We start from the raw sequence: 26,541 nt of genomic DNA, 5'->3' as shown, positions 1-26,541 counted from the left end.
TTTAATAGAGCCCGACGCGCGGTCTCCCTAGGGTAGCCAAGCCTTTACAATGGCCACCCCGAAAAATCGCGGAGCAACAGAGGATTCCCCCATGAGCAGCGCCCTGGTCATCGAAGACGACGAAGTGACCGCCCACGTCATCATGACCGAACTGAGCCTGCACGGCTTTACCGTGGAATGGTGCGCCAACGGCCGCGAAGGCCTGGCCCGGGCGATTGCCGGCGGCCACGACGCCATTACCCTGGACCGCATGCTGCCCGACTTCGACGGCCTGACCATCGTCAGCACCCTGCGCAGCCTGGACATTCACACGCCGGTGCTGATGATCAGCGCCCTGTCGGACGTGGACGAACGCGTGCGCGGCCTGCGCTCGGGCGGCGACGACTACCTGACCAAGCCGTTCTCGCCGGTGGAAATGGTCGCGCGCCTGGAGGTGCTGTTGCGCCGCCCGGCGAACGGCGCCAGCCACCCGCGCCTGCAGGTCGGCGACCTGTGCCTGGACCTGGTGGAGCACCGCCTCAACCGCGGCGACGAGCACATCGCCCTGCTGCCCACCGAGTTCAAGATTCTCAACTACCTGATGCGCAACGCCGGCCAGTTGGTGACGCGCACCATGCTGTTCCAGGAGGTGTGGGGCTACCACTTCGACCCCGGCACCAACATCATCGACGTGCACCTGGGCCGCCTGCGCAAGAAAATCGAGGGCGAGCACTCGCCCATCATCCAGACCGTCAGGGGTACCGGCTATGTCCTCGCGCCCCGCGCTTGAACCCTGGGGCTCGTCCAGCAGCCGCCTGATCGGCTTCTACGCGCTGTTCTTCGTGGCCTGGGGCGCGCTGTTCACCGGCGTGCTGTACTGGCAGATATCGCAATACCTGGGCAGCATCGCCGAGCGCACGCTGATGCAGCGCGCGCATTACTACGCCAAGGTCGACGACGACAACCTGCTGGGCGAACTGGCCGCCAGCGAGGCCTACTCCACCCCCAATATCGACGCCTACGGCCTGTTCGACGCCCAGGGCCAACACCTGGCCGGCGACCTGCTGAAACTGCGCGCCAGCCTGCCCGACGACGGCCAGGTGCACTACCTGCAGAAGGGCCTGAGCGTGGCCCAGGCCAGCGAGGAACCGCGCAGCAGCTACGCGCTGCTGGTGCACCGCGGCGACGGGCGCATGCTGGTGCTGGCCCGCGACGGCGGCTCGGTGTCGGCGGTGGGCGGCATCATCCAGCAGGCCCTGGCCTGGGGGCTGTCGCTGACGCTGATCCCCGGCCTGATCGGCTGGCGCCTGCTGCGCCGGCGCCCGCTCAAGCGCGTGCAGGGCTTGCAGCGCAGCACTGAAAGCGTGGTCTCGGGCAACCTCGCCGACCGCCTGCCGCTGTCGCCCCGGCGCGACGAACTGGACATGCTGGCCAGCGCGGTGAACACCATGCTCGACCACATCGAACAGCTGATGCTGGAAGTGAAAGGCGTGTGCGACGGCATTGCCCATGACCTGCGCACGCCGCTGACGCGCCTGCGTGCGCGCCTGCACCAGCTGGACCAGATGCCCCTGGACGCACCCCAACGCGCCACCCTGGAACAGGCGCTGGCCGAAAGCGAGTCGATCATGGTGCGCTTCCAGGGCCTGCTGCGCGTGGCCGAGCTGGAGGACACGCGCCGGCGCGGCGCCTTCCAGCCCTACTCGCCGCTGGAACTGCTGCAGCAGGCCCACGAGTTCTACGAGCCCCTGGCACTGGAGCGCCAGCAGACCCTGACCCTGGACATCCAGGGCCCGCTGCCGACGCTGATGGGCGACGTGGCGCTGCTGTTCGAGGCGCTGGTGAACCTGCTGGACAACGCCATCAAGTTCACCCCGGTAGGCGGCGCCATCGTTTTGCGCGCCCGTTGCCAGGGCCGGCAAATGACCCTGGACATCCTCGACACGGGCCCCGGCATCGCCCCCGTGGAACGCAGCCAGGTCATCCGCCGCCTCTACCGCGGGCCCAGCGCCGACGCGCAGCCGGGGCATGGCCTGGGGCTGTCGCTGGTGGCGGCGATCGTGCGGCTGCATGGCTACACCTTGCACATCGGCAGCGCGGAAGGCGGCGGCGCGCAGGTCAGCATTCATTGCGCGACCTGACGCGGCCTTGCGGCCGCTGCTACGGGTGCGCGTGCACCTTGTCGATCGCGATGCAAACGGCGCCCCTCCCCGTAGCAGCTGCAGAAGGCTGCGTCCGCGCTCAACCCCCCTTTCATTAAGTTTACTTAACCCAGGTTAAGTTGAGCCCCCAGGCACCCACCGCCACAGTCTCGGCCCCCTTCCCCACCGAGGCCCCGCCCCCGTGAAACGCCTGCTCCTGCGCACCCTGATCGTGCTGATCCTGCTCGCCTGCCCCTACGCCGTGTTCGCTCAGCCCGCACCCGCCGCGCCGCTGGTGCCGCGCCCGCCGAGCCTGGACGCCAAGGCCTGGGTGCTGATGGATGCGCGCACCGGCACCCTGATTGCCGAGCACGCCGGCGATGAACGCCTGCCGCCCGCCAGCCTGACCAAGCTGATGACCGCCTACCTGGCCACCCGCGAAATGCAGGCCGGGCGGCTGAAGCCCGAAGACCTGGTGCAGATCAGCGAAAACGCCTGGCGCACCGGCGGCTCGCGAATGTTCCTCGACCCCGGCAGCCAGGTCAGCGCCCACGACCTGCTGCGCGGCATCATCATCGATTCGGGCAACGACGCCAGCGTCGCCGTGGCCGAGCACATCGCCGGCAGCACCGACAGCTTCGTGCCGCTGATGAACGCCGCCGCGGCCAAGCTGGGCATGCACAACAGCCACTTCGCCAACCCCACTGGCCTGCCGTTGCCCGACCACTATTCCTCGGCCCACGACATGGCCATCCTGGCGCGGGCGATCATTGACGACGAATCCGGCTACTACGAGCTGTACGCGCACAAATACCTGACCTGGAACGGCATCCGCCAGGCCAACCGCAACCTGCTGCTGTGGCGCGACCCCAGCTACGACGGCCTGAAGACCGGCCACACCGAAGCCGCCGGCTACTGCATGGTGACCTCGGCGGTGCGCAACGGCCGCCGCCTGATCAGCGTGGTGTTCGGCGCCCCCAGCGAACGGGCGCGGGCCGAGGCCAGCGCCAAACTCATGGGCTATGGCTTCCGCTTCTTCGACACCCAGACCTACGCCACCGCCGGCCAGCCACTGGCGACCCCGAAGGTATGGCTGGGCAGCCAGGCCAGCGTTAGCGTAGGCCTGGCAAAGGACGTGGTGCTGACCTTGCCGGTCAACCAGCAGCGCCATACGCGCACCCAACTCGACCTGCATGAACCACTGAAGGCGCCTTTGGCGGCCGGCAGCCCGGTGGGCGCGCTCAGCCTGTACGACGGCGACCTGCTGCTCAGCAGCCAACCGCTGGTGGCGCTGCAGGCCGTGCCTGCCGGCAGCTGGCTGGGGCAATGCTGGGATCGCTTGCAACTGTGGATAAGAGGCCTGATCGCCAGCGCTTGAGGCGTCGGAAATACGACAAGATTCGTAACGTAAATGCGCCATTAAATCCGCGTGAAACAGGTGCTTACAGCTTGACCCCAGTGCCGCTGCGTGCCTTCGAAGCGTTCACCCACCCGATTGATCATTTCTTGGCCAGTGCCGCCAACCTCCTGTGCTGACTGGCTTTGGCAAAGTTATCCACAGAGATACCCACGATTTTCGGGGACAAGTGCCGGAGGGGAGTTTTTGCGAGGGTGGGCGTGTCAACCCCCAATTGCGGCGTCGTGCGCAGGACGCCGCCTTTGGCAGCTGCTACACCAACCGCTCGATCGTGCGGTGCTGCCACACGCCCTTGTAGTACGCCGTCTGCAGCGCCAGCATGGCCAGGTAGGTCACCGGGAACGCCATCCACACCCCTTCCAGGCCAAAGTGCGCGTTCAGCAGCCAGGCCGCCGGCAGCTCCACGCCCAGGATGCAGAAGATCGAGATCAGCACCGGCACCAGCACCGTGCCGCTGGCGCGCATGATGCCGCCCACCAGGGCCTGGAAGCCGAACACCAGCATGCTCCAGAGCATGATGTGCAGCAGGTGCTCGGCCTGGGCCAGGGTGCTGGCGTCAGTGATGAACAGGCCCAGCAGCCAGTGCGAGAGCAGATAGCCCAGCACCACCAGGCCGCCGGTAAGCCACAGGTTGATCAGCAAGCCGGTGCGCAGGATCGGGCCCATGCGCTCCAGGCGGCCGGCGCCGATGGCCTGAGCGCCGAGGATGGACGCGGTGATGGCGATGGACAGCGCCGGGAACTGCACGTAGTTGACGATCTGCGTGACCGCGCCGTAGGCCGCCGTGGCCTTGGAGCCGTAGCCGTTGACCAGCGACAGGATGACCAGCTCGGACAGCGAGATGACCACCATCTGCAAGCCGGTGGGCAAGCCGATGCGCAGCACCTTGGCGAGAATCCAGCGGTCCAGGCGCAGGGCCTTGAAGAACGCCCGGTCCGGCGCCAGCACGTGGCCCTGGCGGTTCAGGCGCCAGGCCAGCAGGGCGATGGCGGCGACGTTGCCGGCCAGGCCCGCCAGCGCCGCGCTCTGGATACCCATCTGCGGCAGGCCCAGCCAGCCGCGGATCAGCGCCGGGGTCAGGGTCAGGCCCACCGCGGTGGACACCAGCAGCGCCAACAGTGGCGACAGCGTATCGCTGACCCCGCGCAGCAGCTGGGTGAACAGCACGAACACCAGCAGCACCGGCATAATCCACATCATCACCCGCGCATAGGCCACGGCGTCATCCAGCACGTCCACCGGCGTGCCCAGGCCTTGCAGCGCCTGGCGCGCGAAGACGCTGCCGAACACCGCCGCCACCAGCCCGATCAGCGCCCCCAGCAGCAGCGTGGCACCGGCGATCTGCTTGACCATGTGCGGCTCGCGCGCCCCCCAGGCCTGGCCGATCAGCACCCCGGCGCCCGCGCCCAGGCCGATCACCAGGGCAATGAAGAAGAACACGATGGGGAACATCCCCGACACCGCCGCCAGCGCCTGGGTACCGAGCATCTGGCCGATGTAGATGCTGTTGAGGGTACCGGACATGGACTGCAGGAAATTGGACAGGACCATGGGGGCCAGGAAGGCCAGGTAGGTCTTCCACAACGGGCGTTGGACTGGGGTTGGCATGCGGTTCTCGGGCAGGTGATGAGGCACCGGGGCATTCTAGCGCAAACCCCGTGGCCGCAGGTTCAGTAGGCCCTGACCACGCTGACCCCGGCACGATAATCGTCGATCGGCTCGGCACTGCCGCGCCGCTCGATGGTGATCTGGTAGTGCCCCGGCCGCAGCCGCACCTCGCTCAACTCGGCATGCAACACGCCGCTGCCCCACGACGACACGGTGGGGTGGCTGATGCGCCGGTCCTGCAGCACCACGGCGGCGTCGATGTCGTAGATGCGCAGGAACACGTTGAACGGCGCGCCCTGCTCGTGGAGCTGGCCGGCAGGGTCCTGCCAGGCGCCGCCCACGCCTTGCCACAGCGCCTTGCGGGCGGCGGCATCGGTGGCGGGGTAGAAGTAATCGATGCGGACGGAATAGCTGTCGTCCTCGACGATGCGCACCGCCAGGCCGGTGACCGCGCCAGAGCTTTTCAGGCTCAGCGGCGCGGCTTCGGCGGCCTGCACCAGCGTGCTGCAGCGGGCCATGCAAAGGAGACACAGGGTGAACGGCAAACCTTTCAAAACCAGACCTTGGATGCGTGCATGTGTATCGAAGCTTAAACGATTTTTCAGGCCTTGCCCGCGACCGCGGCGCCTGGGACGCACAGGGCAACCCTGTAGCAGCGGCCGCAGGCCGCGTCAGCGGCAGGCCTGATGCCACTGGTCGCGCATCAGCTGCTGGAGGTGCAGCGCCTCCTGCCAGCGGTCAGTCAGCTCCAGGCCATGGGCGTCGGTGATGGCGTAAGGCGGCGGGCCCAGTTCGCAGGTGAACGACAGGCTGGCCCGGTCGGTGCCCGGGCGCGCCAGCCAGTCGCGGATGCCCCACTGCCACCACCCCAGGAAGCGCTGCACCCAGGCCTGGTGCTGGGGAAACGCCAGGCCCACCTGCACCTGCTCGCTGCTGGCCACGCGGCCATGGAAGCCCCAGCTGCGGCGCAGCACCTGATGGATTGCCTCGTCGTCCTCGGCGCAAGCCGCTTCGGGCAGCTCGCGGCCCACCACGTAATGAGACAGGTCAGCCAGCAGTTTGAGCTCGGGCAGCTCCGCCAGCAACTGCAGTGTGAACGGCAAGTCATTGGTGACCCGGTAGCGATGGGTCTCCACCAGCACCGGGAAATCCACCTGCTCGATCAGCCGCTGCCAACCGTGCAGCAACGGCAGCACCTGCGCCAGCGACCCAGCGCGCACGTCGGCCTGCACCGTCAGGTGATGGCAGCCATGCTGGCTGGCGACGTCCAGCGCTGCCGCCAGGTCGTCGACAGTGCGCGGGAACACCTGCCCTTCGATGGCCAGGCCCAGGCTGCCCGCCAGCTGACTCAGGCGCCTGGCCTGGGCGGGCTGCCAGTAGTGATCGGTGATGCCGTCAAAACCGGCGGCAGCGATCTGCTCCAGCTGCGCCTCCAGGGGCAGGGTCGCCCGCCCCTGATGGTCGAGCATGGCCCACAACGATTGAAACACCAGCAGACGTGGCATGGTCAATTCCTCAGCAAGGTTTTCAGGGCCACGCCGGGGTCGGCCAGCTGGCTGGCGGCCAGGGGCTGGCCGGCCGTGATCAGGCGTTCGCACAGCTTGATGTCCTTGGCCACACTGTTGCCCACGCCCCAGCCGCAGGCGCCTTGCAGGCGTTGCTGGTTGTCGAGGTAGAACAGCAGGAAGCCACCGGCCAGGGCCCGCCGCGCCGACGCCGCGCCGTCGCCCAACTGGCCGACGGTCTGCAACCCATGGTCGTACTGATCGGACCAGAAACCCGGCACCTGCTGGAACGGCAAGCCGGCGCCCAGCAGGTTGAGCGCGGCATGGCGGCCCTGAGCCTCGGCGTTGCGCCAGGTCTCCTGGCGCTGGTACGGCCCTGCGGGATGCAGGCGAAATTCGCAGACGTCGCCGGCCACGAACACGTCCGGCGCACTGGCACGCAGGCAGGCGTCGACGCGAATGCCCTGCCCTACCGCCAGCCCTGCCGCCTGCGCCAGGCCGACGTTGGGCTGCATGCCGATGCCCACCACCACGCTGTCGCAGGGGATGCGCGAGCCATCGTCCAGACGCACGCACGCCACTTGCCCGCTGCCTTCGAACGCCGCGATGCGCGCGTTCAAGCGCACGTCCACGCCCTGCTCGCGGTGCAGCGCCAACAGCGCCGTGGAGACCTCCGCCGGCAACACGCGCCCAGCCAGCCGCGGGCCGGCCTCCAGCAGCGTCACCGTGCAGCCCAGGGCCCGGGCGCTGGCCGCCACCTCCAGGCCGATGAAACCACCGCCGACCACCACCAGCCGCACGCCGCCGCGCAAACTGGCGCGCAGGGCCAGGGCTTCGTCATGGGTGCGCAGGTAGCGCACGTTCGTCCAGCCAGTGGCCATTCCCGGGAGGCGCCGGGCGCTGCCGCCGGTGGCCAGCAGCAGGCCGCTGTAGGGCAGCCGGCGGCCATCGTTCAACTGCACCTGCCGCGTGCCGACGTCGAGGTGCTGCACGCCCTGGCCGGCGACGTGCTCGATGCCCAGCCGCGCCAACTCATCGGCGCCGCTCAAGGAGTAGCCGCCCAGCTCGGCGGTCCCCTGCAGCACGCCCTTGGACAACGGCGGCCGCTCGTACGGCGCGTGGGCCTCATCGCCGATCAGCAGCAGCTCGCCGTCGTAGCCCTGCTCGCGCAGGGTCAGCGCCGCGCGGCCACCGGCATGGCCGGCGCCGACGATAATCAGTGGCGCGGCGTTCATGCCTGCACCGCCAGCAGCACGCGGCCGCCTTCGACGCGCACCGGGTAGGTCTTGAGGTTGACGCACACCGGCGCGCCCAGGGCCTTGCCGGTGCGGTAGTCGAAGCGGCCGTTGTGCTTGGGGCATTCGATCACATGGTCCAGCACCAGGCCGTCGGCCAGGTGAATGGCTTCGTGGGTGCAGCGGCCGTCGGTGGCGAAGAACTCGCTGGCGGCCGAGCGGTACACCGCGTAGCTGTGCTGCTGGTGGTCGAAGCGCATGACGTCTTCGGCGTCGATGTCGTCGATGGCGCACACATCAATCCATTGTTCGCTCATGCTGGGCACTCCTGGCGTTCGGCGCTGGCAGCGGGCACGGGGCGGCGCACATGCCAGGTGGGGTCGCGGCGCTGGCGCCACAGGGTCGGCAGAATCTCGCGGTAGGCCGCCAGCAGGTTGGGGTACGGCGGCGGGCAGTCGTGGCGGATGGCTTCATGCAGCTGCGGCAGCGCGTGGTACGGCACCATCGGGAACATGTGGTGTTCCAGGTGGTAGTTCATGTTCAGGTACAGGAAGCGCAGCAGCGGGCCCATGTAGATGGTGCGGCAGTTGTAGCGATGGTCCAGCACATCCTCGGCCAGGCCCACGTGCTGGGACACGCCGAACACATAGTTGAGCCAGCCGCCGTACAGCGTCGGCAGGCCGATGAGCATCAGCGGCAGCCAGCTGTGCCACAGCAGCGCGGCGGCCAGGGTGCAGGCCAGGATCGCCAGCCAGATGCGCGCGGTCCACACCACCTTCGGCCATTCGGAGGCTGGAATGAAGGTCTGTTCCTGGGCGTCCAGGCTGCCACCGGCATGGCGCAGCATGGCGCCCAGGGTCTTGTAGACGTGGGGCAGGCTGAACAGGCTCAGGGCCATCTTGAAGAAGCTGGGCGGGCGCGGCTCGACGATCTCCGGGTCGCGGCCGACGATGATGGTGTCGGTGTGGTGCCGGGCATGGCTCCAGCGCCACACCTGGGGTTCGAACAGGATCATGAAGCTGGCCAGGTGGTAGACCGTGTCGTTCAGCCAGCGGGTGCGGAACGCCGTGCCGTGCCCGGCCTCGTGCCAGCGGGCGTTGGCGGCGCTGCCGTAGAGCACGCCGTAGGCGAAGAAAAACGGCACGCAGGCCCAGCTGCCCCACAACCAGCAGCCAGCGGCGCCGGTCACCAGCAGCGCCAGCAGCCACAGGCCGGTGTCGCGCAGGGCCGGGCCGTTGCGGCGCTGCATCAGGGCCTTGAGCTGTTTGCGCGCAATGGGTGACTGGTACCAGGTGGCCGAGGCCAGGCCCAGGTCCACCGCGCGCTGGGCGTCATGGCCGGTCAAACGGTAATCGCGGCGCGCGGCAGGCGCACGGCGGGCAAAGGCTGCACTGGGGTCGCTCATCTTGTTGTTCTCCGCAGGCGAATGAGTGGGCGGCCCGATTGGCGCGCTTGCGGAAAATATAGGGAGGCCCCCCTGCCCCCTCAATGCCTTGAAGACATTCACTCTCAAGCTATCATCGCAAGGCATGGACGCTTGATAGTTTTCTCTCAAGGCATGCACAAGGGCCGTCATGACCAATAACAAACGCCCCACCATCGCCACCGTCGCCGCCCAGGCCGGGCTCAGCGTGGCCACCGTCGACCGGGTGCTGAACGCCCGCGCGCCGGTCACCCGCGACACCGCCGAGCGGGTGTTCCACGCCGCCGAGGCGGTGGGTTACTTCGCTGCCCGGCTGATTGGCCAGCGCCTGCACGAGCGGCGCCCCACCTACCGTTTCGGCATTCTGCTGCTGGCCACCGCCCAGGCGTTCTACGGCCAGCTGGCGGCGGCCATCGAACACAGCGCCCGCCGCCACGCCAGTGCCAACCTCAGGTGCCAGTTCGAGTACGTGGTGGACCGCAGCCCGGTGGCCATCATCGAGCAGATCGAGCAGTTGGCGGTGCAGTGCGATGCCCTGGCGGTGGTGAGTTTCACCGACCCGCGCATCAACGCCTGCATCGAGCAGATACGTGCGGCCGGGGTGCCGGTGGTGGCCTTGCTGTCGGACGTCGATATCCAGGGGCAGATGCCGTACGTGGGCCAGGACAACCGCCAGGTGGGCCGCACCATGGGTTGGCTGCTGGCGCACCTGTGCGGCGCGGCGCAAGGCAGCGTGGCGGTGCTGTTGGGGGGTTATCGGTTCCTGGGGCACCAGGCGCGGGTCGACGCCCTGCGTGCCTACCTGGCCGAGCACGCGCCAGGGCTGCGCCTGCTGGACGCGGTAATCAACCTGGATGACGACCGCCTGACCGAGGAGGCGAGCCTGGAGCTGCTGGCCCGCCACCCGGACCTGCGCGGGTTGTGCGTGGTGGGCGGCGGTGGCGACGGCGTGATCAGCGCGCTGCGCCAGCGGCCGCCGGGGCCGGGGTTGTGCAGCATTGTCCCGGAGTCCACCGCGCTGTCGCGCCAGGCCCTGGCGGACGGCGTGCTGAGCCTGGTGATCGACTCCCAGGTGCAGGCCATCGCCGGGGCCTTGATCGAGGTGCTGCTGGGCTTGCAGGCGCAACCTGCGTTCGACGCGGCCACCCAGCGGGTGTTCGTGCCGTTGCAGATCATCACCCGCGAAAACCTGTAACTGGCGTCGTCCGCATCGCGATAGACGAGGTACACGGGCCCCCGTAGCAGCGGCCGCAGGCCGCGTCCGGTTGCGACACGGATGAACGTCAGGCCAGGCGGGCGATGGCCTGGGCCACGGCGGCGACGTTGTGCTCGTTGAGGCCGGCCAGGCACAGGCGGCCGCTGTCCACCAGGTAGATGCCCGAATCTTCACGCAGGCGGCGTACCTGTTCGGCGCTCAGGCCGGTGTAGCTGAACATGCCCTGCTGGCGCAGCAGGTAGTCATGGCGGCCGTCCGGGCATTCGTCGCGCAGCAGCGACGCCAGCTGGGTGCGCATGGCCTTGATGCGCACGCGCATCTGCTCCACTTCGGTCAACCACCGGGCGCGCAGTTGCGCGTCGCCCAGCACGCCGGCCACCAGGCGCGCGCCATGGCTGGGCGGGCTGGAATAGTTGCGGCGCACCGTGGCCTTCAGCTGGCCCTGGACGTTGGCGGCGGTGGCAGCATCGGCGCACACCACCGACAGGCCGCCGACGCGCTCACCGTACAGCGAGAAAATTTTCGAGAACGAGTTGCTCACCACCAGCGTCAGGCCGGCGTCGGCCATGGCGCGAATGGCGTAGGCGTCCTGCTGCATGCCCTCGCCCAGGCCCTGGTAGGCGGTGTCGAGGAAGGCGATCAACTGGCGCTCGGCAAGAATCTTCACCACTGCATCCCACTGCCCTGGCGTCAGGTCGGCGCCCGTGGGGTTGTGGCAGCACGGGTGCAGCAGCACGATGCTGCGCGCCGGCAGCTCGGCCAGGGTTGCACACATGGCCGCGAAGTCAACGCCACCGGTGGCGGCGTCGAAGTACGGGTAGGTGTTGACGGTGAAACCCGCGCCGCCGAACAGCGCGTGGTGGTTTTCCCAGGTGGGGTTGCTCACCCACACCTGCGCGTCCGGGAACCACTGGCGCAGGAAGTCGGCACCGACTTTCAGCGCACCCGAGCCGCCCACGGTCTGGATGGTGGCCACGCGACGTTCGGCCAGCACCGCGGCCTGCTCGCCGAACAGCAGGTGCTGCACCTGCTGGCAATAGTTGGCCAGGCCGTCCATGGGCAGGTACAGCGACGGCCCCTGCTCGCTGGCCAGCCAGCGGCGCTGGGCCTCGGCCACCGACGGCAGCTGCGGGATGCGGCCCTGGGCGTCGTAGTACAGGCCGATGCTGAGGTTGACCTTGTTGGCACGCGGGTCGGCCTGGTAGGCCTCCATCAGCGACAGGATAGGGTCACCCGCGTAGGGACGGACGTGTTCAAGCATGTTGAGCTCCAGACAGGAAATGACAGGTCAGGCCAGGTAGCGACCGGCGCGATGGTTGAGGGCGACGATGAGGTTGAGCACCACCACGCCCACCACCGACACCGCCAGCACCTCCGGCGACACGGTGGTCAGCGACAGCGACAGCACCAGCACGTCGGTGCCCATCTGCAGCCAGCCGGCACGCCAGCCCAGGCGCTGTTGCAGGTACAGCGCCAGAATGTTGAAACCGCCAAGGCTGGCACGGTGGCGGAACAGGATCAAGAAGCCCGTGCCGAGAATGATGTTGCCCATCACTGCGGCGTACAGCGGTTGGATCTGCGCCAGGGCGATCAGCCCGTGCAGGTGGTCGGAGAACACCGACACCAGGCCGATGCACAGGAAGGTCTTGAGGCTGAACGCCCAGCCCATGCGCCGCACGGCCAGGTAGAAGAACGGCAGATTGAGCAGGAAGTAGCCCAGGCCGAACGCATAGCCGAACGCGTAATGCAGCAGCAGCGCCACGCCGGCCATGCCGCCGGTCATGATGCCGCCCGTGCGCAACAGCAGCAGGCCGAAGGAGATCATCACCGTGCCCACCAGCAGGGCCAGGCAATCCTCGACTCGGCTATGGGGGCACGCAGGGGCGGTGGCTGTATTCATGCTGCACTCGACTGAAAAAATTCACGGGGGGCTGGCGGGCCGCAAAGCACACCATGACCGAATCGAGCGCGAAATTAGCAAAAAACAAAATTAATGTGTATTTAAAAATCGCCTCATGCACACATCACGCACATACATCACATTTAATGCACTAAGCAGGTGCAGAAAAACGCCATTAAGCCCATTTGCGGTGCGCTTTACAGCGCCGCAATCCCCGCTTCCTTGATGCGCTGCAACACCACCGCCGTCTTCATGTGGCCGATGCTGCCGCTGTCGGCCAGGCGCCCCATCAACGCGTTCAATTCGCCCAGGTCGGCCACCGCCACCTTCAGCGTGTAGTCGGCGTCGCCCGTGGTCTTGTAGGTGTCGATGATCGCGCTTTCATCCTGCACGAACGCCTCGAACGCCTGCGACTGCGCCGGGCTGTGGCTGACCAGGCGCACCTCGACCATGGCCACCATCTGCGTGTTCATGGCCTGGGGCGCCAGCCGCGCGTGGTAGCCCAGGATAAGCCCGGCCTGTTCCAGGCTGATGCGCCTGCGCGAACACTGGGACGCCGACAGCCCCACCAGCTCGCTGAGGTCCTGGTTGGTCAGGCGGCCATTGCCTTGCAGAAAGGTCAGGATCTTCAGGTCGAAATCGTCGATGGCGGACATGCCGGGCTCCGTTGCGCATGGGGGTGGCCGGGCAGGTTACCAGCAACTGGCACCTGATTTGCAAACGAGCCTTGTCAAGACGTCACGCAGGGCATCGGCCAATGCCCGCCTCCCATTGATCAGGACATCGCCATGAGTCAAGCACCCACCCCTGCGTTGCACCGGGGTTTGAAAAACCGCCACATCCAGCTGATAGCCCTGGGCGGCTCGATCGGCACCGGGCTGTTCCTGGGCATCGCCCAGACCATCAACATGGCCGGCCCCGCCGCCATCCTGGGCTACGCCATCGCCGGCGTGGTGGCCTTCATGATCATGCGCCAGCTGGGCGAGATGGTGGTGGAGGAACCGGTCAGCGGCACCTTCAGCCACTTCGCCCACCGCTACTGGAGCCCGTTCGCCGGCTTCATGTCGGGCTGGAACTACTGGGTGCTGTACGTGCTGGTGGGCATGGCCGAGCTGACCGCCGTGGGCCTGTACGTGCAGTACTGGTGGCCGGCGATTCCCACCTGGGCGTCGGCGGCGGTGTGCTTCGTGCTGATCAACCTGGTCAACCTCACTCACGTGAAATGCTACGGCGAGGTGGAGTTCTGGTTCGCGCTGATCAAGGTGGTGGCGGTGGTCAGCATGATCGCCTTCGGCGGCTGGCTGCTGGCCACCGGGACCGGCGGCCCGCAGGCCGGGGTCAGCAACCTGTGGGCCCAGGGCGGCTTCCTGCCCCACGGCTGGACGGGGCTGGCCATGGCCATGGCGGTGATCATGTTTTCCTTCGGCGGCCTGGAGCTGGTGGGCATCACCGCCGCCGAGGCCGACGACCCGCAGCGCAGCATTCCCAAGGCCACTAACCAGGTGATCTGGCGCATCCTGCTGTTCTACATCGGCGCCCTGGCGGTGCTGCTGTCGCTGTACCCGTGGCAGCACGTGGTGACCGGCGGCAGCCCCTTCGTGCTGATTTTCCATGCGCTGGACAGCAACGTCATCGCCTCGGTGCTCAACGCCGTGGTACTCACCGCCGCGCTGTCGGTGTACAACAGCTGCGTGTTCAGCAACAGCCGCATGCTTTTCGGCCTGGCGCGCCAGGGCAACGCCCCGGCCGCGGTGCTGCGCACCAACCGCCGCGGCGTGCCGGTGGTGGCGCTGGGCGTGTCGGCGCTGGCCACCGGCGCCTGCGTGGTGATCAATTACTTGATGCCCGGCGACGCCTTCGGCCTGCTGATGGCCCTGGTGGTGTCGGCGCTGGTGCTGAACTGGGTGGTGATCAGCATCACCCACCTGAAATTCAAGCGCCAGCGCCTGCGCGAGGGCCTGGCCAGCCTGTACCCCAGCTGGGGCTACCCACTGAGCAACTGCCTGACCCTGGCGTTCCTGGGCGGCGTGGTGGTGGTGATGTGGCTGACCCCGGGCATGCGCCTGTCGGTGTATTTGATGCCGGTGTGGCTGGCGGTGCTGGCGGTGGCGTATCGATTCCGTGCAGTGAACGCGCATTCGGCGGCGCCGCAAGTCGCGTAGCCGCTGCCGAAGGCTGCGCTGGGCCTGGAGTGCGCTGAAAATATCCAGTGGCAACAAGGGCCAGCGCAGCCTGCGGCAGCGGCTACAGGGCGCAAGCAGGATACACTGTGGTTTTTCATCGAATGGATGCCCCCCATGCCCTACGCCCTGGACCACCGCCTCGTCATCGGCGTCGCCTCGAGCGCGGTGTTCGACCTGTCCGAATCCGATGCGGTGTTCAAACGCCAGGGCGAGCAGCAGTACCGCAGGTTCCAGGAAGAACACCTGGACACGCCACTGCCCAAGGGCATCGCCTTCTCGTTCATCCGCCGCCTGCTGTCGCTCAACGACCTCAGCGACGACCCGCACAACGATCCGCTGGTGGAAGTGGTGCTGCTGTCGCGCAACGACCCCGACACCGGCCTGCGGGTGATGCGCAGCATCGAGCACTACGGCCTGGGCATCACCCGGGCCATCTTCATGCAAGGCCGCTCGCCCTACGAGTTCATCCCGGCGCTGAACATCGCGTTGTTCCTGTCCGCCAACCAGCAGGACGTGGAGGCCGCCATCAAGGCCAACTTCCCCGCCGGCCAGGTGCTGGATTCGACCCTGGTGGACGACGAACAGGACAATTCCCTGCGCATTGCCTTCGACTTCGACGGCGTGCTGGCCGGCGACGAGTCGGAACAGGTGATGCAGCGCGAGGGCCTGGGCCGCTTCCATGACCACGAGGTGAAGAACGTGATGCAGCCCCACAACCCGGGGCCGCTGAAGGAGTTCCTGGTGCGCATGGGCCGCATCCAGACCGCCGAGGAACAGCGCAAGCAGCTCGACCCCACTTACGAGAACCGTTTTCGTGTGTCCATCGTCACCGCGCGCAACGCGCCGTCCCACGAGCGGGCGCTGAACACCCTGAAAAGCTGGGGGGTGATGGCCAACGACGCGTTTTTCCTTGGCGGCATCGAGAAAGGCAAGGTGCTTGGGGTGCTGCGCCCGCATATTTTCTTCGACGACCAGCCGGCCCACCTGCGCTCGGCCAGCACCGTGGTGCCCTCGGTGCACATCCCGTTCGGGGTGATCAACCACGGGCCGCTGGATGAAATTGTGCAGCAGCCTGAATAGCGCGGTTTACGCGTCACACTTCCCAGCTACGCTCTTTGCTCAAGACTCACTTTTCTGCAAGGACCTCGCCTTGGCAACTCTATGTTCCAGCGGCCTCGACACCGGCTTCGCTTCACTCGACTACCTGCAAATCGGCATTCTGGGCGTGATCCAGGGCATTTCCGAACTGCTGCCCATCTCCTCCACCGCGCACATGCGCATCGTCCCCGCCCTGCTGGGCTGGCCCGACCCCGGCTCGGCGTTCTCGGCGGCCATGCAGCTGGCGGCCCTGGCAGCCGTGGTCAGCTACTTCTGGCGCGACGTGCAGCAGGTGGTCAGCGGCAGCATTGGCGCGGTGCGCCGGGACGACTACGACGACCCGTGGTTCAAGCTGGCGGTGGCGATCATCCTGGCGACCATCCCCATCGTGATTTTCGGCGTGGCGCTGTCGCCGCTGCTCAACACCTGCAACTCGCCGTTGCGGGGGCTGATGGTGATTGGCGTGTCGTGCCTGGTGATGGCGGTGCTGCTGGCCGGCGCCGAATTGAGCTGCCGGCACCGCCGCGACATGGACCAGATGCGCCTGCGCGATGCCCTGATCGTTGGCCTGGCCCAGGTGGGCGCGCTGATTCCAGGCGTGTCGCGCTCGGGCTCGACCCTGACCGCGGCGTTGTTCCTCAACTTCAAGCGTGAGGAAGCCGCGCGCTTTTCGTTCCTGCTGGGCCTGCCGGCCATCGCCCTGGCGGGGCTGAAGGAATTGTGGGTGCTGCTGCATGCGGGCATTGGCGCCGAAGCCTGGGGGCACCTAGTGTTCGGGCTGGTGATTGCCAGCATCTCGGCGTTCTTTGCCATCTGGGGGTTGATGAAGTTCCTGGAGCGCTTCAGCACCTGGCCGTTCATCATCTACCGGGCGGTGTTGGGGGTGTTCCTGATTGTGGCGGTGAGCAGCGGCTTGCTGGGCGCGTAGAGCACCTGTAGCCGCTGCCGTCAGGCTGCGCTGACCCCTGAGCTCACTGAAAATCTCCAGTGGCCATCAGGGCCAGCGCAGCCTGGCGGCAGCGGCTACGCGATTGCACCGGGCTTGCTATTGGCGGCCAGCGACAAACCCCTCGATCAAGCAGGTAGCTGCCGTTGATTTCAGCGCCCAGCCCGGCGCTGCCGATCAGGGCCAACGGGCGCACCACCACGGCATCTAGATCCCCGGCAAAAGCCCGCAACACCGCCCCCGTAGCAGCGGCCACAGGCCGCGCCCCCCCCCGCAGTGCATCAGCCCCCCCAACGACGCAGAAACGGTTCACCCATCCTGACACCTGCGACCAACTTCCCATCAACCCCGCCAAAAAGCGCACTATCGTCCCATAAAACAACAATAAACGCCGATCAAGCAGCCAATACACTGCACTCTGCATTCATCGTGTTTTTCAAAATATTTCGTGAAAAAATCGTTCACGCTGCAATGAAACTTAAACATCCCCTCCCTATCTTGCATCCTGCCGCTGGCGTCAGGTTCCAAACAACCCCTGCCCAGACGCCGCGCCACCACAGAACCTGAGCGACTGCCCAGGTTTCAAAGGACCACTGTGAAAAGGGTGTAGAGCCATGCGTACCTGGGAAGAACCAAAGAAAAAACGCCTGCACATCGAAATCGTGCCGATGATCGACGTGATGATGTTCCTGCTGGTGTTCTTCGTGCTGATCAGCCTCAACGTGATCCCGGCGCTGGGCATCAAGACCCAGCTGCCCGGCGCCAGCCACGCCCAGCAACTCAAGCCGCAGAACAAGGCGATCATCACCCTGGGCCTGGACCAGCGCCTGCAACTGGACGGCAAGGACATCGGCGAAGAGGCCCTGGTCAGCCAGCTCAAGCCGCTGCAGCAGGCCAGCGACAAGCTGGTGATCATCCTCAACAGCGACCAGGGCGTGGAAGTGGCCCGGCTGGTGGCGGTGATGGACCTGCTGAAAAGCAACGGCTTCGCCTCCGTGTCCATAGCTACCCGGAAGCACTGAGCCATGTGGATGCTATTCAAGTCGCGCAAGGCCCTGGCCTGCCTGCCGGCCCTGTGCCTGCTGGCGGCGGCGATCCACAGCGCGTTGCACAGCGAGCTGAAGATCACCCCCAAATACGACGACAGCACCGTGGAGGTGGCGCTGGTTGAACCCGAGGCGCCGCCACCACCACCCGAGCCCGTGGCCCAGGCCGAGCCGCCACCGCCGCCGGTGGAAGAAGCCCCCGAGGCCATCGAACAGGCGCCACCGCCCAAGCCCAAGCCGCCGGTGGTGAAACCGCAGCCACCCAAGCCACGGCCGCAGGTGGCCAAGGTGGCCCCGGCGAAACCGGCGCCGGCAACGCCTACCCCGCCCGCGCCGGCCGCAGCGCCTGCGCCGGTGGCCCCGGTGGTCGCCGCCCGGCCCGCCTCGCCACCGCCGCCGCCCAACCCTGCGGACGCTGAGAACCGCTACATCGCCCGGCTGTTGGCGGAGCTGGAAAAGTACAAGCAATACCCCACCGGCCGCGAAGCGTCGCTGCAGCGCCCCCAGGGCAATGTGGTGGTGTGGCTGGAGGTGGACCGCAGCGGCAAGGTGCTGGACTCGGGCATCGAGAAACGCGCCACCAACATGCTGCTCAACCGCGCCGCGCAAACCAGCCTGCGCCGCCTGGAACAGGTGGTGCCGTTCCCGGACACGGCGTTCTCGGGCAAGGACAAATACCGCTTCAGCGCAACGCTTGTTTACAACCTGGACAACTAAAAAAACCTCGACTGCAACACTGACCTCCTTAGGGGAACACCTTGAAACTCAATCAGTTATTCATGACGCTACTGGCCGTGGGGGCTGGCGGCTGGACGCTTGCCGCCCTGGCGGACGACTCGATGAACATTGGTGACGTGACCGTGACCGGGCAAAGCCTGGGTGGCGGCCACATGGTGCAGGAGGACAGCGCCAAGGCGCGTTCCACCGTGACCAAGGAAGCCATGGACCAGATGTCCAGCACCGCCAACGCCCTGGACAAGCTCAAGTACACCCCCGGCATCAACGTTTCCAGCACTGACGCCACGGGCCTGGTGGGGACCAGCCTGACCATGCGCGGGATGAACGCCGACCAGATCGGTATCTCCGCCGACGGCATCCCGATCAACGACTCGGGTAGCTACGCCATCTACCCCAACCTGCTGGGCGACCCGGAAAACATCGGCGAAGTGTTCGCCACCCAGGGTTCGTCCGAGGCCGACGGCCCGCACATCGGCTCCAGCGGCGGCAACATCGGCCTGGTGACCCTGCGCCCGGAGAAAGACTTCGGCGTGTTCGTCAAACAATCGGTGGGCACCAACAACCTGCGCAAGAGCTTTGCGCGGCTCAACACCGGCGACCTCAACGGCTTCCGCACCTGGGTGTCGGCCTCGCACACCGAGGGTGACAAGTGGCGCGGCGGTGGCGGCGTGCGCGCCGACAAAGTGGAATGGAACACCCTGTTCGACGACGGCAGCGGCAACTCCACCAACCTGATCGTCAAGTACAACCGCCAGGAAGGCTACAACTACAACACCCTGAGCAAGGCGCAGTTCGAGGCCGACCCACGGGCCGACTACCCGACCTCGCCGGTGTACAAGAACGGCAAGCTGTCGAGCTACTACAAACTCAACCGCAACAACTTCGAGAACTTCAACGCCTCGCTGACCCAACGTTTCCAGCTGCGTGACAACCTCTCGCTGTCGGTGGCACCGTATTACTCCTGGGGCGCGGGCGGCAGTTTCTCGGGCAGCGCCTCGACCCTATCGAGCACCTCGTCCACCGCCGGCAACTACAACCTCGCGGGCCTGGCCTCCAACACCTACTACCGGCCGTCGTGGACCGAGACCTGGCGCTCGGGCGTGACCAGCAAGCTCAAGTGGGACATCAACGACGAACACAGCGTCGACTTCGGCTACTGGTACGAACTGGCCCGCCAACGCCAGACCCAGCCGTACATCAGCATCAACGCCGACGGCACGCCGTCCAGCGTGTGGGCTGACTACAACGGCGCCAACCAGGTGACCGACAACAACGGCGTCACCGTGCAGGGCCGCCACTACTACACCGAAACCCCGGCGCAGAAGCTGTGGGCCCAGGACACCTGGTCGCTGGCGCCGGACTGGACCGTGACCGGCGGCCTGGCCTACCAGTACGTGGAGCGCAAGGGCAACCTGATGGCCAGCCTCACCGACGTGCCGGAAAAACGTGACCGCACCTACCACGAGTTCCTGCCCAACTTCAGCGTTCGCTACCAGATCAACGACCGCAACCAGGCGTTCTACAACATCACCCGCAACATGCGCACGCCGCCCAACTACGTGCTCTACGACACCGCCGACTCCATGTACCTGGCCCCCGAGCTGAGCTGGAACCAGGAGCTGGGCTGGCGCTACACCACCAAGGACACCGCCCTGAGCGCCACCTTGTTCCACATCGCCTACAAGGACCGCGAGGTGTCCACCACCAACGCCGACGGCGAATACGAGATGCTCAACGTCGGCACCGTGGTCAACCAGGGCCTGGAGCTGGAGTGGAGCGGCCTGCTGCCGCACAACTTCAACTACTACACCTCGTACACCTACACCGACTCCACCCAGAAGGATGACGTGACGTACAAGGGCGTCGACCTGCCCACCACCGGCAAGCAGCTGGCCAACGTGCCGAAGAACATGTTCAACGCCAGCATCGGCTACGACGACAAGCACTACTACGGCAACGTCGCCGGCAAGTACGTAGGCAGCTACTACGGCGACCTGACCGACGACCAGAAGATCAGCGGCCGCACCGTGTTCGACCTCAACGCCGGCGTGTACCTGCCCGTGGACAAGAAGGTGGTCAAGTCGGCCACCCTGCGCTTCTCGGTGCTGAACATGTTCGACAAGCACTACCTGGCCTCGGCCAGCACCGTGGCCTTCAACGCCCAGGCCCACAACGGCCTGAGCGCCAGCACGCCGTACTACAACGTCGGCGAAGAGCGCACCGCCATGGTGTCCCTGGAAGTCGGCTTCTGACCCCCGCGGCCGGCGCGCGGGCGCCGGCCACTTAGATAAGGATGCGTATCGATGAACATGAACCTGCTGCACGACCTGACGTTCTACGTGATGTACGGCGCCGCCGCCCTGGCCGCCTTCGTGGTGGTGGAACGCTGCATCTTCTTCAGCTACTCCCTGGGCCGCGCGCGCAAACTGGTGCCGGCGCTGAACCCGCGCGTGCGCGCCGTCGCCGACCTGCCGGCCGAGCTGACCGGCCGCGACAGCCTGCCCTTGCAGCTGCTGGACCAACTGTATGAAGGCCGCCGCCACCTGCATTCGCACCAGGAGCTGGAAGACCTGGGCCAGGCCATCTACATCGAACTGCGCGGCAAGCTCTCGCGCAGCCTGTGGATTCTGGAAGCGGTAGTGGCCGGCGCGCCGCTGCTGGGCCTGCTGGGCACCATCATGGGCATCATCGACACCTTCAAGGCGCTGGCCGAGGCCGGCGTGTCGGACCCGGGCGAAGTGTCGCGCGGCATCGGCACCGCGCTCTACGCCACTGCCCTGGGCATCTCCATCGCGCTGGTGGGCCTGGTGTTCAACAGCCACCTGCAGGACCGCCAGGAGCAGATCGCCGACCACCTGAAAATGCTACTGTTGCGTGCAGGCCTGGGCACCCGCTACGCGCCCAGCACCGACGCTACCGCCACTGCCGCCCAGCACCGTACCGCCTGACCTGGACAAGGAGTGCCCATGCCCGCCCTACCGTTCGCCCCGCGCCGCGCCAGCCTGCTGGCCGCCGCACTGCTGCTGGGTGCCTGCACCCAGGCCGCCAGCCCGACCAAGCCGGTCACGGTCAACATCGCCGCGGTCAATGATTTCCACGGCAACCTGCTACCCACGCCCCTGAGCTACCCCATGCCCAGCGCGCCGGGCGGCAAGGTGACGATGAAGGCCGGCGGCATCAACGCCCTCAGCGGCGTGGTTGCCCAGTTGCGCCAGCAAGACCCGCACCTGCTGCTGATCGGCGGCGGCGACATGATCGGCGGCAGCCCGCCGATTTCGTCGATGTGGGCCGACGAGCCGACCCTGGACGCCCTCAACCTGCTGGGCCTGGACCTCAGCGTGGTGGGCAACCACGAACTGGACCAGGGCAGCGCCGAGCTGCTGCGCCAGGTGCACGGCGGCTGTGACTCGCCGCGCCCGGACAAGGCCTGCCAGTTCGACAAGGCCTACCGTGGCGCGCGCTTCCCCTACATCGCCGCCAACCTGATCGACCAGGCCAGCGGCAAGCCGCTGTTCGCGCCGTATCAGATCGAGCAGGTGAACGGCGTGAAGGTCGCCTTCGTCGGCGCGGTGCTGCGCGACGTGGCCTCGGTGGTCACCGCCAAGGGCATGCAAGGCCTGGGCACGGTGGATGAGGCCGACGCCATCAACGCGCAGCTGCCGGCCCTGCACCAGCAGGGCGTGGACGCGGTGGTGGCGGTGATCCACCAGGGCGGCGAGACGTCCGAGCGCTTCGACCAGGCCGACTGCAGCCACCTGCAGGGCGATATCGTCGAGGTGGCCAAGCGCCTGGCCCCGGAGATCAAGGTGGTGCTGACCGCCCACACCCACCAGGGCTATCTGTGCCGGGTGGGCGACAAGCTGGTGACCCAGGGCGCTTCCTACGGCCGCCTGCTGACCTACCTGACCCTGACCATCGACCCCGACAAGCACCAACTGCTCAACGCCAGCGCGCGCAACATCGTCGTCGACCCCAAGCGCTACACCGCCACGCCGGAAATCGCCGCGCTGGAAGCCCGCGTCGAGCAACGCAGCCAGGCGCTGCTGGGCAAACCGGTGGCGCGTATCGCCGGCAACGAGCTGACGCGCAACCTGAGCCCAGCCGGTGAATCCAGCCTGGGCGACGTGATCGCCGACGGCCAACTGGCCGCCACCCGCGGCCTTGGCGCGCAGGTGGCGTTCACCAACCCCGGCGGCATGCGCAGCGACCTGATCCTGGAGCCTGGGCAGAGCGCGCTGAATTTCGGCCAGGTGGCCAGCGCGCAGCCGTTCAACAACACCCTGAACGTGCTCACCCTCACCGGCGCCCAGCTGCAGGCCCTGCTGGAACAGCAATGGCAGGACGGCGACAAGGCCTTCCGGCCGCTGCAGCCCTCCGCGACCTTGCGCTACCGCTGGGATGCCACCCGCCCCGCTGGCCAGCGCGTGGTGCCCGGCAGCCTGACCGTCGACGGCCAGCCGGTGCAGGCCAACCAGGCCTACCGCGTCACCGTGAACTCGTTCATGGCCGAGGGCGGCGACAACTTCAGCGTGCTGGCCCACGCCGAAAAACGCCTGGACACCGGCCTCAACGACCTGGACGCGCTGATCGCCTACCTGCAAGCCCAGGACCGCGCCGGCACCCCTGCCGGCGCCGAGGCCCCGCCGCGCATCCAGCGTATCCGCTGAGTTCACCTTCCCGTAGCCGCTGCCGCCAGGCTGCGCTGGCCCTCGTGTGCACTGAGCCTCTTCAGCGTACGCAATGGCCAGCGCAGCCTGCGGCAGCGGCTACGCGGCGCGGGGCATTACCCGCTAGAATAAAAAACCACCGCGTTTTCAATCAGGCAAGCGATGACCAACCCGAAAATCAAGATTCGCCAAAAAAACGTCGAGAAAATCCTCCTCGCTGCTGAAAAGGTCTTCGCGCAAAAAGGCTATGCCGGCACCGCCATGGCCGACATCGCCCAGGAAGCCGACCTGCCGCGCACCAACCTCAACTATTACTTTTCCACCAAGGAAGACCTGTACCGCGAGGTGCTGATCAACCTGCTGGGCAGCTGGCAGCAGGAAGGCGCCTGCTTCGAGCACTTCGACGACCCGCGCGTGGTGCTCACCAGCTACATCCTGGAAAAGATGACGCACTCGCGCCTGCGCCCGTACGGTTCGAAGCTGTGGACCAACGAGATGATGCACGGCGCGCCGATCTTCCGGGACAAGCTCGACGAACACCTGGCCATCGACGCCAAGCTCAAGGAAGCCAAGATTCGCCAGTGGGTCGAGGAAAAGCGCATCCGCCCGGTGAGCCCCTCGGCGCTGCTGTACATGATCTGGGCGTCCACCCAGCACTACGCCGACTTCGACCACCAGGTGGCAGCGCTCAACGGCCACCAGCCGCTGTCGGATGCGCAGTTTGCCGAGGCGGTGCAGACCATTACCACGGTGATATTGCGCGGGATCGGGCTGGAGCCTTGAGCTACACCACCTTGTAGCCGCTGCCGCCAGGCTGCGCTGGCCCTCATGCGCAATGAAAATCTTCAGCGTACGCAGGTACCGCGTATCCAGTCGTCGACCGGCCAAAACATTGTATACAACTTTATAGACATAATGGCGGAACATTGAATACAGTATAAAAACAACAAAAATCAGGGAACCACCATGATGATCGAGTCCCCGCCTGCCGCTGTGCGTCCTGAAGATGAGAACCTCGGCCCGTTCGCCAACGCGGCGTATGGCCTGCAACACGTGTTGACCATGTATGGCGGCATCGTTGCCGTGCCGTTGATCATCGGCCAGGCCGCCGGCCTGTCGCCGGCGGAGATCGGCCTGCTGGTGGCCGCCTCGCTGTTCGCCGGCGGCCTGGCCACGCTGCTGCAAACCCTGGGCATCCCCTTCTTCGGCTGCCAGCTGCCGCTGGTGCAGGGCGTGTCGTTCTCCGGCGTGGCCACCATGGTAGCCATCGTTGGTAGCCAGGAAGGCGGTGGCGTGGCCTCGATTCTCGGCGCGGTGATGGCCGCCTCCTTGATCGGCCTGCTGATCACCCCGGTGTTCTCGCGCATCACCCGCTTCTTCCCGCCGCTGGTCACCGGCATCGTCATCACCACCATCGGCCTGACCCTGATGCCGGTGGCGGCGCGCTGGGCCATGGGCGGCAACAGCCGCGCGGAAAACTTCGGTAGCATGGCCAACATCGGCCTCGCCGCCATGACCCTGGTGCTGGTGCTGTGCCTGAGCAAGGTCGGCAGCGCCACCATCTCGCGCCTGTCGATCCTGCTGGCCATGGTCATCGGCACGGTGATCGCCAGCCTGCTGGGCATGGCGGACTTTTCCGGGGTCAGCCAGGGCCCGATCTTCGGCCTGCCCAGCCCGTTCCACTTCGGCCTGCCGACCTTTCACCTGGCGGCGATCATCTCCATGTGCATTGTCATCATGGTGACCCTGGTGGAAACCTCCGCCGACATCCTCGCCGTGGGCGAAATCATCAACACCAAGGTCGACGCCAAGCGCCTGGGCAACGGCCTGCGCGCCGACATGCTGTCCAGCCTGCTGGCGCCCATCTTCGGCTCGTTCACACAAAGCGCCTTCGCCCAGAACGTCGGCCTGGTGGCCGTCACCGGGGTTAAAAGCCGCTACGTGGTGGCCACCGGCGGCGTGTTCCTGGTGATCCTAGGCCTGCTGCCCATCATGGGCCGGATCATTGCCGCCGTGCCCACCTCGGTGCTCGGCGGCGCCGGCATCGTGCTGTTCGGCACCGTGGCCGCCAGCGGCATCCGCACCCTGTCGAAGGTCAACTACCGCAACAACATGAACCTGATCATCGTCGCCACCTCCATCGGCTTCGGCATGATCCCCATCGCCGCGCCTAACTTCTACGACCACTTCCCCACCTGGTTCGCCACCATCTTCCACTCCGGCATCAGCTCGTCGGCGATCATGGCCATCGTCCTCAACCTGACCTACAACCACTTCACCGCGGGCAACTCCGACCAGCAATCGGTGTTCGTCGCCGGCACCGAGCGCAGCCTGCAGTACCGCGACGTCGCCGCCCTGCGCGACGGCGACTACTTCAGCGGCGGCAAGCTGTACGACGCCGAGCACAATGAAATCCCGCTGCTGGGCGACGCCTCCACCCACCACGCCGCGGCGCAACATCACGGCAGCGTGTCCGCCGTGTCGGAACATTCCTGAGCCTTGTAGGAAGCGTCCGTCGGACGCTTCTGATTCTCTCCCGACACCTTGTAGCCGGCTTCCACCGCGCCTAACCTGCCCTCTCCCAGCAGCCCTCCAGCCTTGATGAAGCCGGCTCATCAACGCTGGGGCTGCATTGATTCACAACGGAGCAGGACATGAAATTCACACGGGTAGCGGCCATCGCAGTGATCGCCGCGTCGGTTACCTTGGGCGGGTGCGCCAGCATCTTCGGTGACAGCGAATCAAAGGTCGGTGTTTACGCCGTACCGCAAACCACCACCTTCAGCATCAAGGACAGCGCCAACCGCGTCGTGCAACAAGGCACCACACCGTCCCAGGTGCTGCTGAAATCCAGCCGCGGCTACTTCCAGAAAGAGACCTACACCGTGGTGTTCCACCGCGAGGGGCAGGCGGATGACGTGCATGTGCTGACGCCGACGGTGAGTGGCTGGTATTGGGGGAACCTGTTGTTGGGTGGGTTGATCGGGATGCTGATTGTCGATCCGTTGACGGGGGCGATGTATACGTTGCCGGATGATGTGACGGCGCGGCCGTTGGTGATGGCTTCAGGTGAGTCAGAGGCAGCTTGAGCCATAACGTGTACACACGTCCAGCATGGACAAAAGATCACTACCATCTCGGATCGTGACGTAGTAATTTGGATCCGACGCTTTTCCTAGTCCGTTTTGCGTCACTGAGCCCCGGGCACTTGTGTTTCGGGGCTTTTTTGTGGGTGACGAAAACCCGACCGCACTGCCGATGCTTCTGATGCGAGTTCACCGAGCAGGTGGATTCATCATTGATTCAAAGCAGTTTATGGACCGCGCTGTCCAGAGCCAATCGGCTAATTCCTGGCACCTTCCAAACAGAAAATCGTGTCGTTTTGCAACATGCTGTAGGACTCCAGGTAGGACGATTCTGATTTGCTCGGGTAAGGTTG

Annotated in this window: 24 protein-coding genes; 15 read left to right on the top strand and 9 right to left on the bottom strand. The window is 66.3% G+C overall.

Translation table 11 applies throughout. The annotated features are described in order from the left end of the window. Nucleotides 1–91 precede the first annotated feature (91 nt). The 3 genes from AC0Z2B_RS14765 (at nt 92) to AC0Z2B_RS14755 (ending at nt 3,498) form a co-directional block, all read left to right on the top strand. Complete coding sequence (locus AC0Z2B_RS14765) at nt 92–769, top strand: response regulator transcription factor (protein ID WP_416425538.1); 678 nt, start codon at nt 92–94, stop codon at nt 767–769. Then, complete coding sequence (locus AC0Z2B_RS14760) at nt 747–2,120, top strand: sensor histidine kinase (RefSeq protein WP_476297543.1); 1,374 nt, start codon at nt 747–749, stop codon at nt 2,118–2,120. Before AC0Z2B_RS14765 ends, AC0Z2B_RS14760 begins: the two co-directional genes overlap by 23 nt. A gap of 202 nt (nt 2,121–2,322) precedes the next feature. After that, on the top strand, nt 2,323–3,498 hold the full coding sequence (locus AC0Z2B_RS14755) for a D-alanyl-D-alanine carboxypeptidase family protein (RefSeq protein ID WP_416425540.1): 1,176 nt from the start codon (nt 2,323–2,325) through the stop codon (nt 3,496–3,498). A 291-nt stretch (nt 3,499–3,789) separates the two neighbouring features. On the opposite strand, the gene AC0Z2B_RS14750 is transcribed toward AC0Z2B_RS14755, so the two are convergent. The 6 genes from AC0Z2B_RS14750 to AC0Z2B_RS14725 form a co-directional block, all read right to left on the bottom strand. Continuing rightward, nucleotides 3,790–5,145 carry an MATE family efflux transporter gene (locus tag AC0Z2B_RS14750; protein ID WP_476297541.1) on the bottom strand — a complete coding sequence of 452 codons (1,356 nt, stop codon included), beginning with the start codon at nt 5,143–5,145 and terminating at the stop codon, nt 3,790–3,792. A 62-nt stretch (nt 5,146–5,207) separates the two neighbouring features. Then, nucleotides 5,208–5,663 (bottom strand): DUF5625 family protein, encoded by a 456-nt coding sequence (locus AC0Z2B_RS14745; protein ID WP_476297539.1) that lies wholly within the window; start codon nt 5,661–5,663, stop codon nt 5,208–5,210. A gap of 153 nt (nt 5,664–5,816) precedes the next feature. Further along, nucleotides 5,817–6,650 carry a sugar phosphate isomerase/epimerase family protein gene (locus AC0Z2B_RS14740; protein ID WP_476297537.1) on the bottom strand — a complete coding sequence of 278 codons (834 nt, stop codon included), beginning with the start codon at nt 6,648–6,650 and terminating at the stop codon, nt 5,817–5,819. Between the two features lie 2 nt (nt 6,651–6,652). After that, nucleotides 6,653–7,885 carry an NAD(P)/FAD-dependent oxidoreductase gene (locus AC0Z2B_RS14735; protein ID WP_476297535.1) on the bottom strand — a complete coding sequence of 411 codons (1,233 nt, stop codon included), beginning with the start codon at nt 7,883–7,885 and terminating at the stop codon, nt 6,653–6,655. Beyond that, on the bottom strand, nt 7,882–8,202 hold the full coding sequence (locus tag AC0Z2B_RS14730) for a MocE family 2Fe-2S type ferredoxin (RefSeq protein ID WP_476297533.1): 321 nt from the start codon (nt 8,200–8,202) through the stop codon (nt 7,882–7,884). Before AC0Z2B_RS14730 ends, AC0Z2B_RS14735 begins: the two co-directional genes overlap by 4 nt. Further along, nucleotides 8,199–9,290: a fatty acid desaturase family protein gene (locus tag AC0Z2B_RS14725; protein ID WP_476297531.1), complete on the bottom strand. Its 1,092-nt coding sequence runs from the start codon at nt 9,288–9,290 to the stop codon at nt 8,199–8,201. Before AC0Z2B_RS14725 ends, AC0Z2B_RS14730 begins: the two co-directional genes overlap by 4 nt. A gap of 169 nt (nt 9,291–9,459) precedes the next feature. On the opposite strand from AC0Z2B_RS14725, the gene AC0Z2B_RS14720 reads away from it, so the two are divergent. Further along, on the top strand, nt 9,460–10,503 hold the full coding sequence (locus AC0Z2B_RS14720) for a LacI family DNA-binding transcriptional regulator (RefSeq protein ID WP_476297529.1): 1,044 nt from the start codon (nt 9,460–9,462) through the stop codon (nt 10,501–10,503). An 88-nt stretch (nt 10,504–10,591) separates the two neighbouring features. Here the strand turns inward: AC0Z2B_RS14720 and AC0Z2B_RS14715 are convergent, their stop codons facing one another. The 3 genes from AC0Z2B_RS14715 to AC0Z2B_RS14705 form a co-directional block, all read right to left on the bottom strand. Further along, entirely contained in the window at nt 10,592–11,785 is a 1,194-nt protein-coding gene (locus AC0Z2B_RS14715) for an amino acid aminotransferase (protein ID WP_476297527.1), read from the bottom strand. Between the two features lie 27 nt (nt 11,786–11,812). After that, nucleotides 11,813–12,424, bottom strand: coding sequence for a YitT family protein (locus AC0Z2B_RS14710; RefSeq protein WP_476297525.1), 612 nt, complete (start codon nt 12,422–12,424; stop codon nt 11,813–11,815). A gap of 197 nt (nt 12,425–12,621) precedes the next feature. Beyond that, nucleotides 12,622–13,080 carry an Lrp/AsnC family transcriptional regulator gene (locus AC0Z2B_RS14705; RefSeq protein ID WP_476297523.1) on the bottom strand — a complete coding sequence of 153 codons (459 nt, stop codon included), beginning with the start codon at nt 13,078–13,080 and terminating at the stop codon, nt 12,622–12,624. 132 nt (nt 13,081–13,212) lie between these two features. Between AC0Z2B_RS14705 and AC0Z2B_RS14700 the strand changes: the two genes are divergently transcribed. From AC0Z2B_RS14700 to AC0Z2B_RS14650, 11 genes are all read left to right on the top strand, one after another. Next, nucleotides 13,213–14,586 (top strand): amino acid permease, encoded by a 1,374-nt coding sequence (locus AC0Z2B_RS14700; RefSeq protein WP_476297521.1) that lies wholly within the window; start codon nt 13,213–13,215, stop codon nt 14,584–14,586. Nucleotides 14,587–14,721: 135 nt separating this feature from the next. Beyond that, nucleotides 14,722–15,687, top strand: a complete 966-nt coding sequence (locus tag AC0Z2B_RS14695; RefSeq protein ID WP_473003507.1) for a 5'-nucleotidase — start codon at nt 14,722–14,724, stop codon at nt 15,685–15,687. A 70-nt stretch (nt 15,688–15,757) separates the two neighbouring features. Next, nucleotides 15,758–16,633: an undecaprenyl-diphosphate phosphatase gene (locus AC0Z2B_RS14690; RefSeq protein ID WP_476297519.1), complete on the top strand. Its 876-nt coding sequence runs from the start codon at nt 15,758–15,760 to the stop codon at nt 16,631–16,633. A gap of 632 nt (nt 16,634–17,265) precedes the next feature. Beyond that, entirely contained in the window at nt 17,266–17,673 is a 408-nt protein-coding gene (locus AC0Z2B_RS14685) for an ExbD/TolR family protein (RefSeq protein ID WP_476297517.1), read from the top strand. Between the two features lie 3 nt (nt 17,674–17,676). Continuing rightward, the gene (locus AC0Z2B_RS14680) at nt 17,677–18,414 is read left to right on the top strand and encodes a TonB family protein (protein ID WP_473003512.1); all 738 of its coding nucleotides are present in this window, start codon (nt 17,677–17,679) and stop codon (nt 18,412–18,414) included. 41 nt (nt 18,415–18,455) lie between these two features. Further along, a complete protein-coding gene (locus tag AC0Z2B_RS14675) occupies nt 18,456–20,687 on the top strand; it encodes a TonB-dependent receptor family protein (protein ID WP_476297515.1) in 2,232 nt (743 codons plus the stop codon). 51 nt (nt 20,688–20,738) lie between these two features. Further along, on the top strand, nt 20,739–21,383 hold the full coding sequence (locus AC0Z2B_RS14670) for a MotA/TolQ/ExbB proton channel family protein (protein WP_476297513.1): 645 nt from the start codon (nt 20,739–20,741) through the stop codon (nt 21,381–21,383). A gap of 18 nt (nt 21,384–21,401) precedes the next feature. Then, complete coding sequence (locus AC0Z2B_RS14665; protein ID WP_476297511.1) at nt 21,402–23,102, top strand: bifunctional metallophosphatase/5'-nucleotidase; 1,701 nt, start codon at nt 21,402–21,404, stop codon at nt 23,100–23,102. 162 nt (nt 23,103–23,264) lie between these two features. After that, a complete protein-coding gene (locus AC0Z2B_RS14660; protein ID WP_416425564.1) occupies nt 23,265–23,885 on the top strand; it encodes a TetR/AcrR family transcriptional regulator in 621 nt (206 codons plus the stop codon). Between the two features lie 186 nt (nt 23,886–24,071). Next, entirely contained in the window at nt 24,072–25,598 is a 1,527-nt protein-coding gene (locus tag AC0Z2B_RS14655) for a nucleobase:cation symporter-2 family protein (RefSeq protein WP_476297647.1), read from the top strand. Nucleotides 25,599–25,756: 158 nt separating this feature from the next. Continuing rightward, complete coding sequence (locus AC0Z2B_RS14650) at nt 25,757–26,191, top strand: hypothetical protein (RefSeq protein WP_476297509.1); 435 nt, start codon at nt 25,757–25,759, stop codon at nt 26,189–26,191. Nucleotides 26,192–26,541 lie beyond the last annotated feature (350 nt).

The organism is Pseudomonas sp. GYB4201 (assembly GCF_056312595.1).
This window is presented reverse-complemented; position numbering and strand designations above follow the sequence as displayed.

Coding starts and splice junctions, on each gene's coding strand:
- AC0Z2B_RS14650 (WP_476297509.1), top strand. CDS start 25,757: ATGAAATTCACACGGGTAGCGGCCATCGCAGTGATCGCCGCGTCGGTT.
- AC0Z2B_RS14740 (WP_476297537.1), bottom strand. CDS start 6,650: ATGCCACGTCTGCTGGTGTTTCAATCGTTGTGGGCCATGCTCGACCAT.
- AC0Z2B_RS14705 (WP_476297523.1), bottom strand. CDS start 13,080: ATGTCCGCCATCGACGATTTCGACCTGAAGATCCTGACCTTTCTGCAA.
- AC0Z2B_RS14735 (WP_476297535.1), bottom strand. CDS start 7,885: ATGAACGCCGCGCCACTGATTATCGTCGGCGCCGGCCATGCCGGTGGC.
- AC0Z2B_RS14745 (WP_476297539.1), bottom strand. CDS start 5,663: ATGGCCCGCTGCAGCACGCTGGTGCAGGCCGCCGAAGCCGCGCCGCTG.
- AC0Z2B_RS14665 (WP_476297511.1), top strand. CDS start 21,402: ATGCCCGCCCTACCGTTCGCCCCGCGCCGCGCCAGCCTGCTGGCCGCC.
- AC0Z2B_RS14695 (WP_473003507.1), top strand. CDS start 14,722: ATGCCCTACGCCCTGGACCACCGCCTCGTCATCGGCGTCGCCTCGAGC.
- AC0Z2B_RS14660 (WP_416425564.1), top strand. CDS start 23,265: ATGACCAACCCGAAAATCAAGATTCGCCAAAAAAACGTCGAGAAAATC.
- AC0Z2B_RS14730 (WP_476297533.1), bottom strand. CDS start 8,202: ATGAGCGAACAATGGATTGATGTGTGCGCCATCGACGACATCGACGCC.
- AC0Z2B_RS14655 (WP_476297647.1), top strand. CDS start 24,072: ATGATCGAGTCCCCGCCTGCCGCTGTGCGTCCTGAAGATGAGAACCTC.
- AC0Z2B_RS14760 (WP_476297543.1), top strand. CDS start 747: ATGTCCTCGCGCCCCGCGCTTGAACCCTGGGGCTCGTCCAGCAGCCGC.
- AC0Z2B_RS14670 (WP_476297513.1), top strand. CDS start 20,739: ATGAACATGAACCTGCTGCACGACCTGACGTTCTACGTGATGTACGGC.
- AC0Z2B_RS14725 (WP_476297531.1), bottom strand. CDS start 9,290: ATGAGCGACCCCAGTGCAGCCTTTGCCCGCCGTGCGCCTGCCGCGCGC.
- AC0Z2B_RS14700 (WP_476297521.1), top strand. CDS start 13,213: ATGAGTCAAGCACCCACCCCTGCGTTGCACCGGGGTTTGAAAAACCGC.
- AC0Z2B_RS14685 (WP_476297517.1), top strand. CDS start 17,266: ATGCGTACCTGGGAAGAACCAAAGAAAAAACGCCTGCACATCGAAATC.
- AC0Z2B_RS14750 (WP_476297541.1), bottom strand. CDS start 5,145: ATGCCAACCCCAGTCCAACGCCCGTTGTGGAAGACCTACCTGGCCTTC.
- AC0Z2B_RS14710 (WP_476297525.1), bottom strand. CDS start 12,424: ATGAATACAGCCACCGCCCCTGCGTGCCCCCATAGCCGAGTCGAGGAT.
- AC0Z2B_RS14720 (WP_476297529.1), top strand. CDS start 9,460: ATGACCAATAACAAACGCCCCACCATCGCCACCGTCGCCGCCCAGGCC.
- AC0Z2B_RS14680 (WP_473003512.1), top strand. CDS start 17,677: ATGTGGATGCTATTCAAGTCGCGCAAGGCCCTGGCCTGCCTGCCGGCC.
- AC0Z2B_RS14765 (WP_416425538.1), top strand. CDS start 92: ATGAGCAGCGCCCTGGTCATCGAAGACGACGAAGTGACCGCCCACGTC.
- AC0Z2B_RS14715 (WP_476297527.1), bottom strand. CDS start 11,785: ATGCTTGAACACGTCCGTCCCTACGCGGGTGACCCTATCCTGTCGCTG.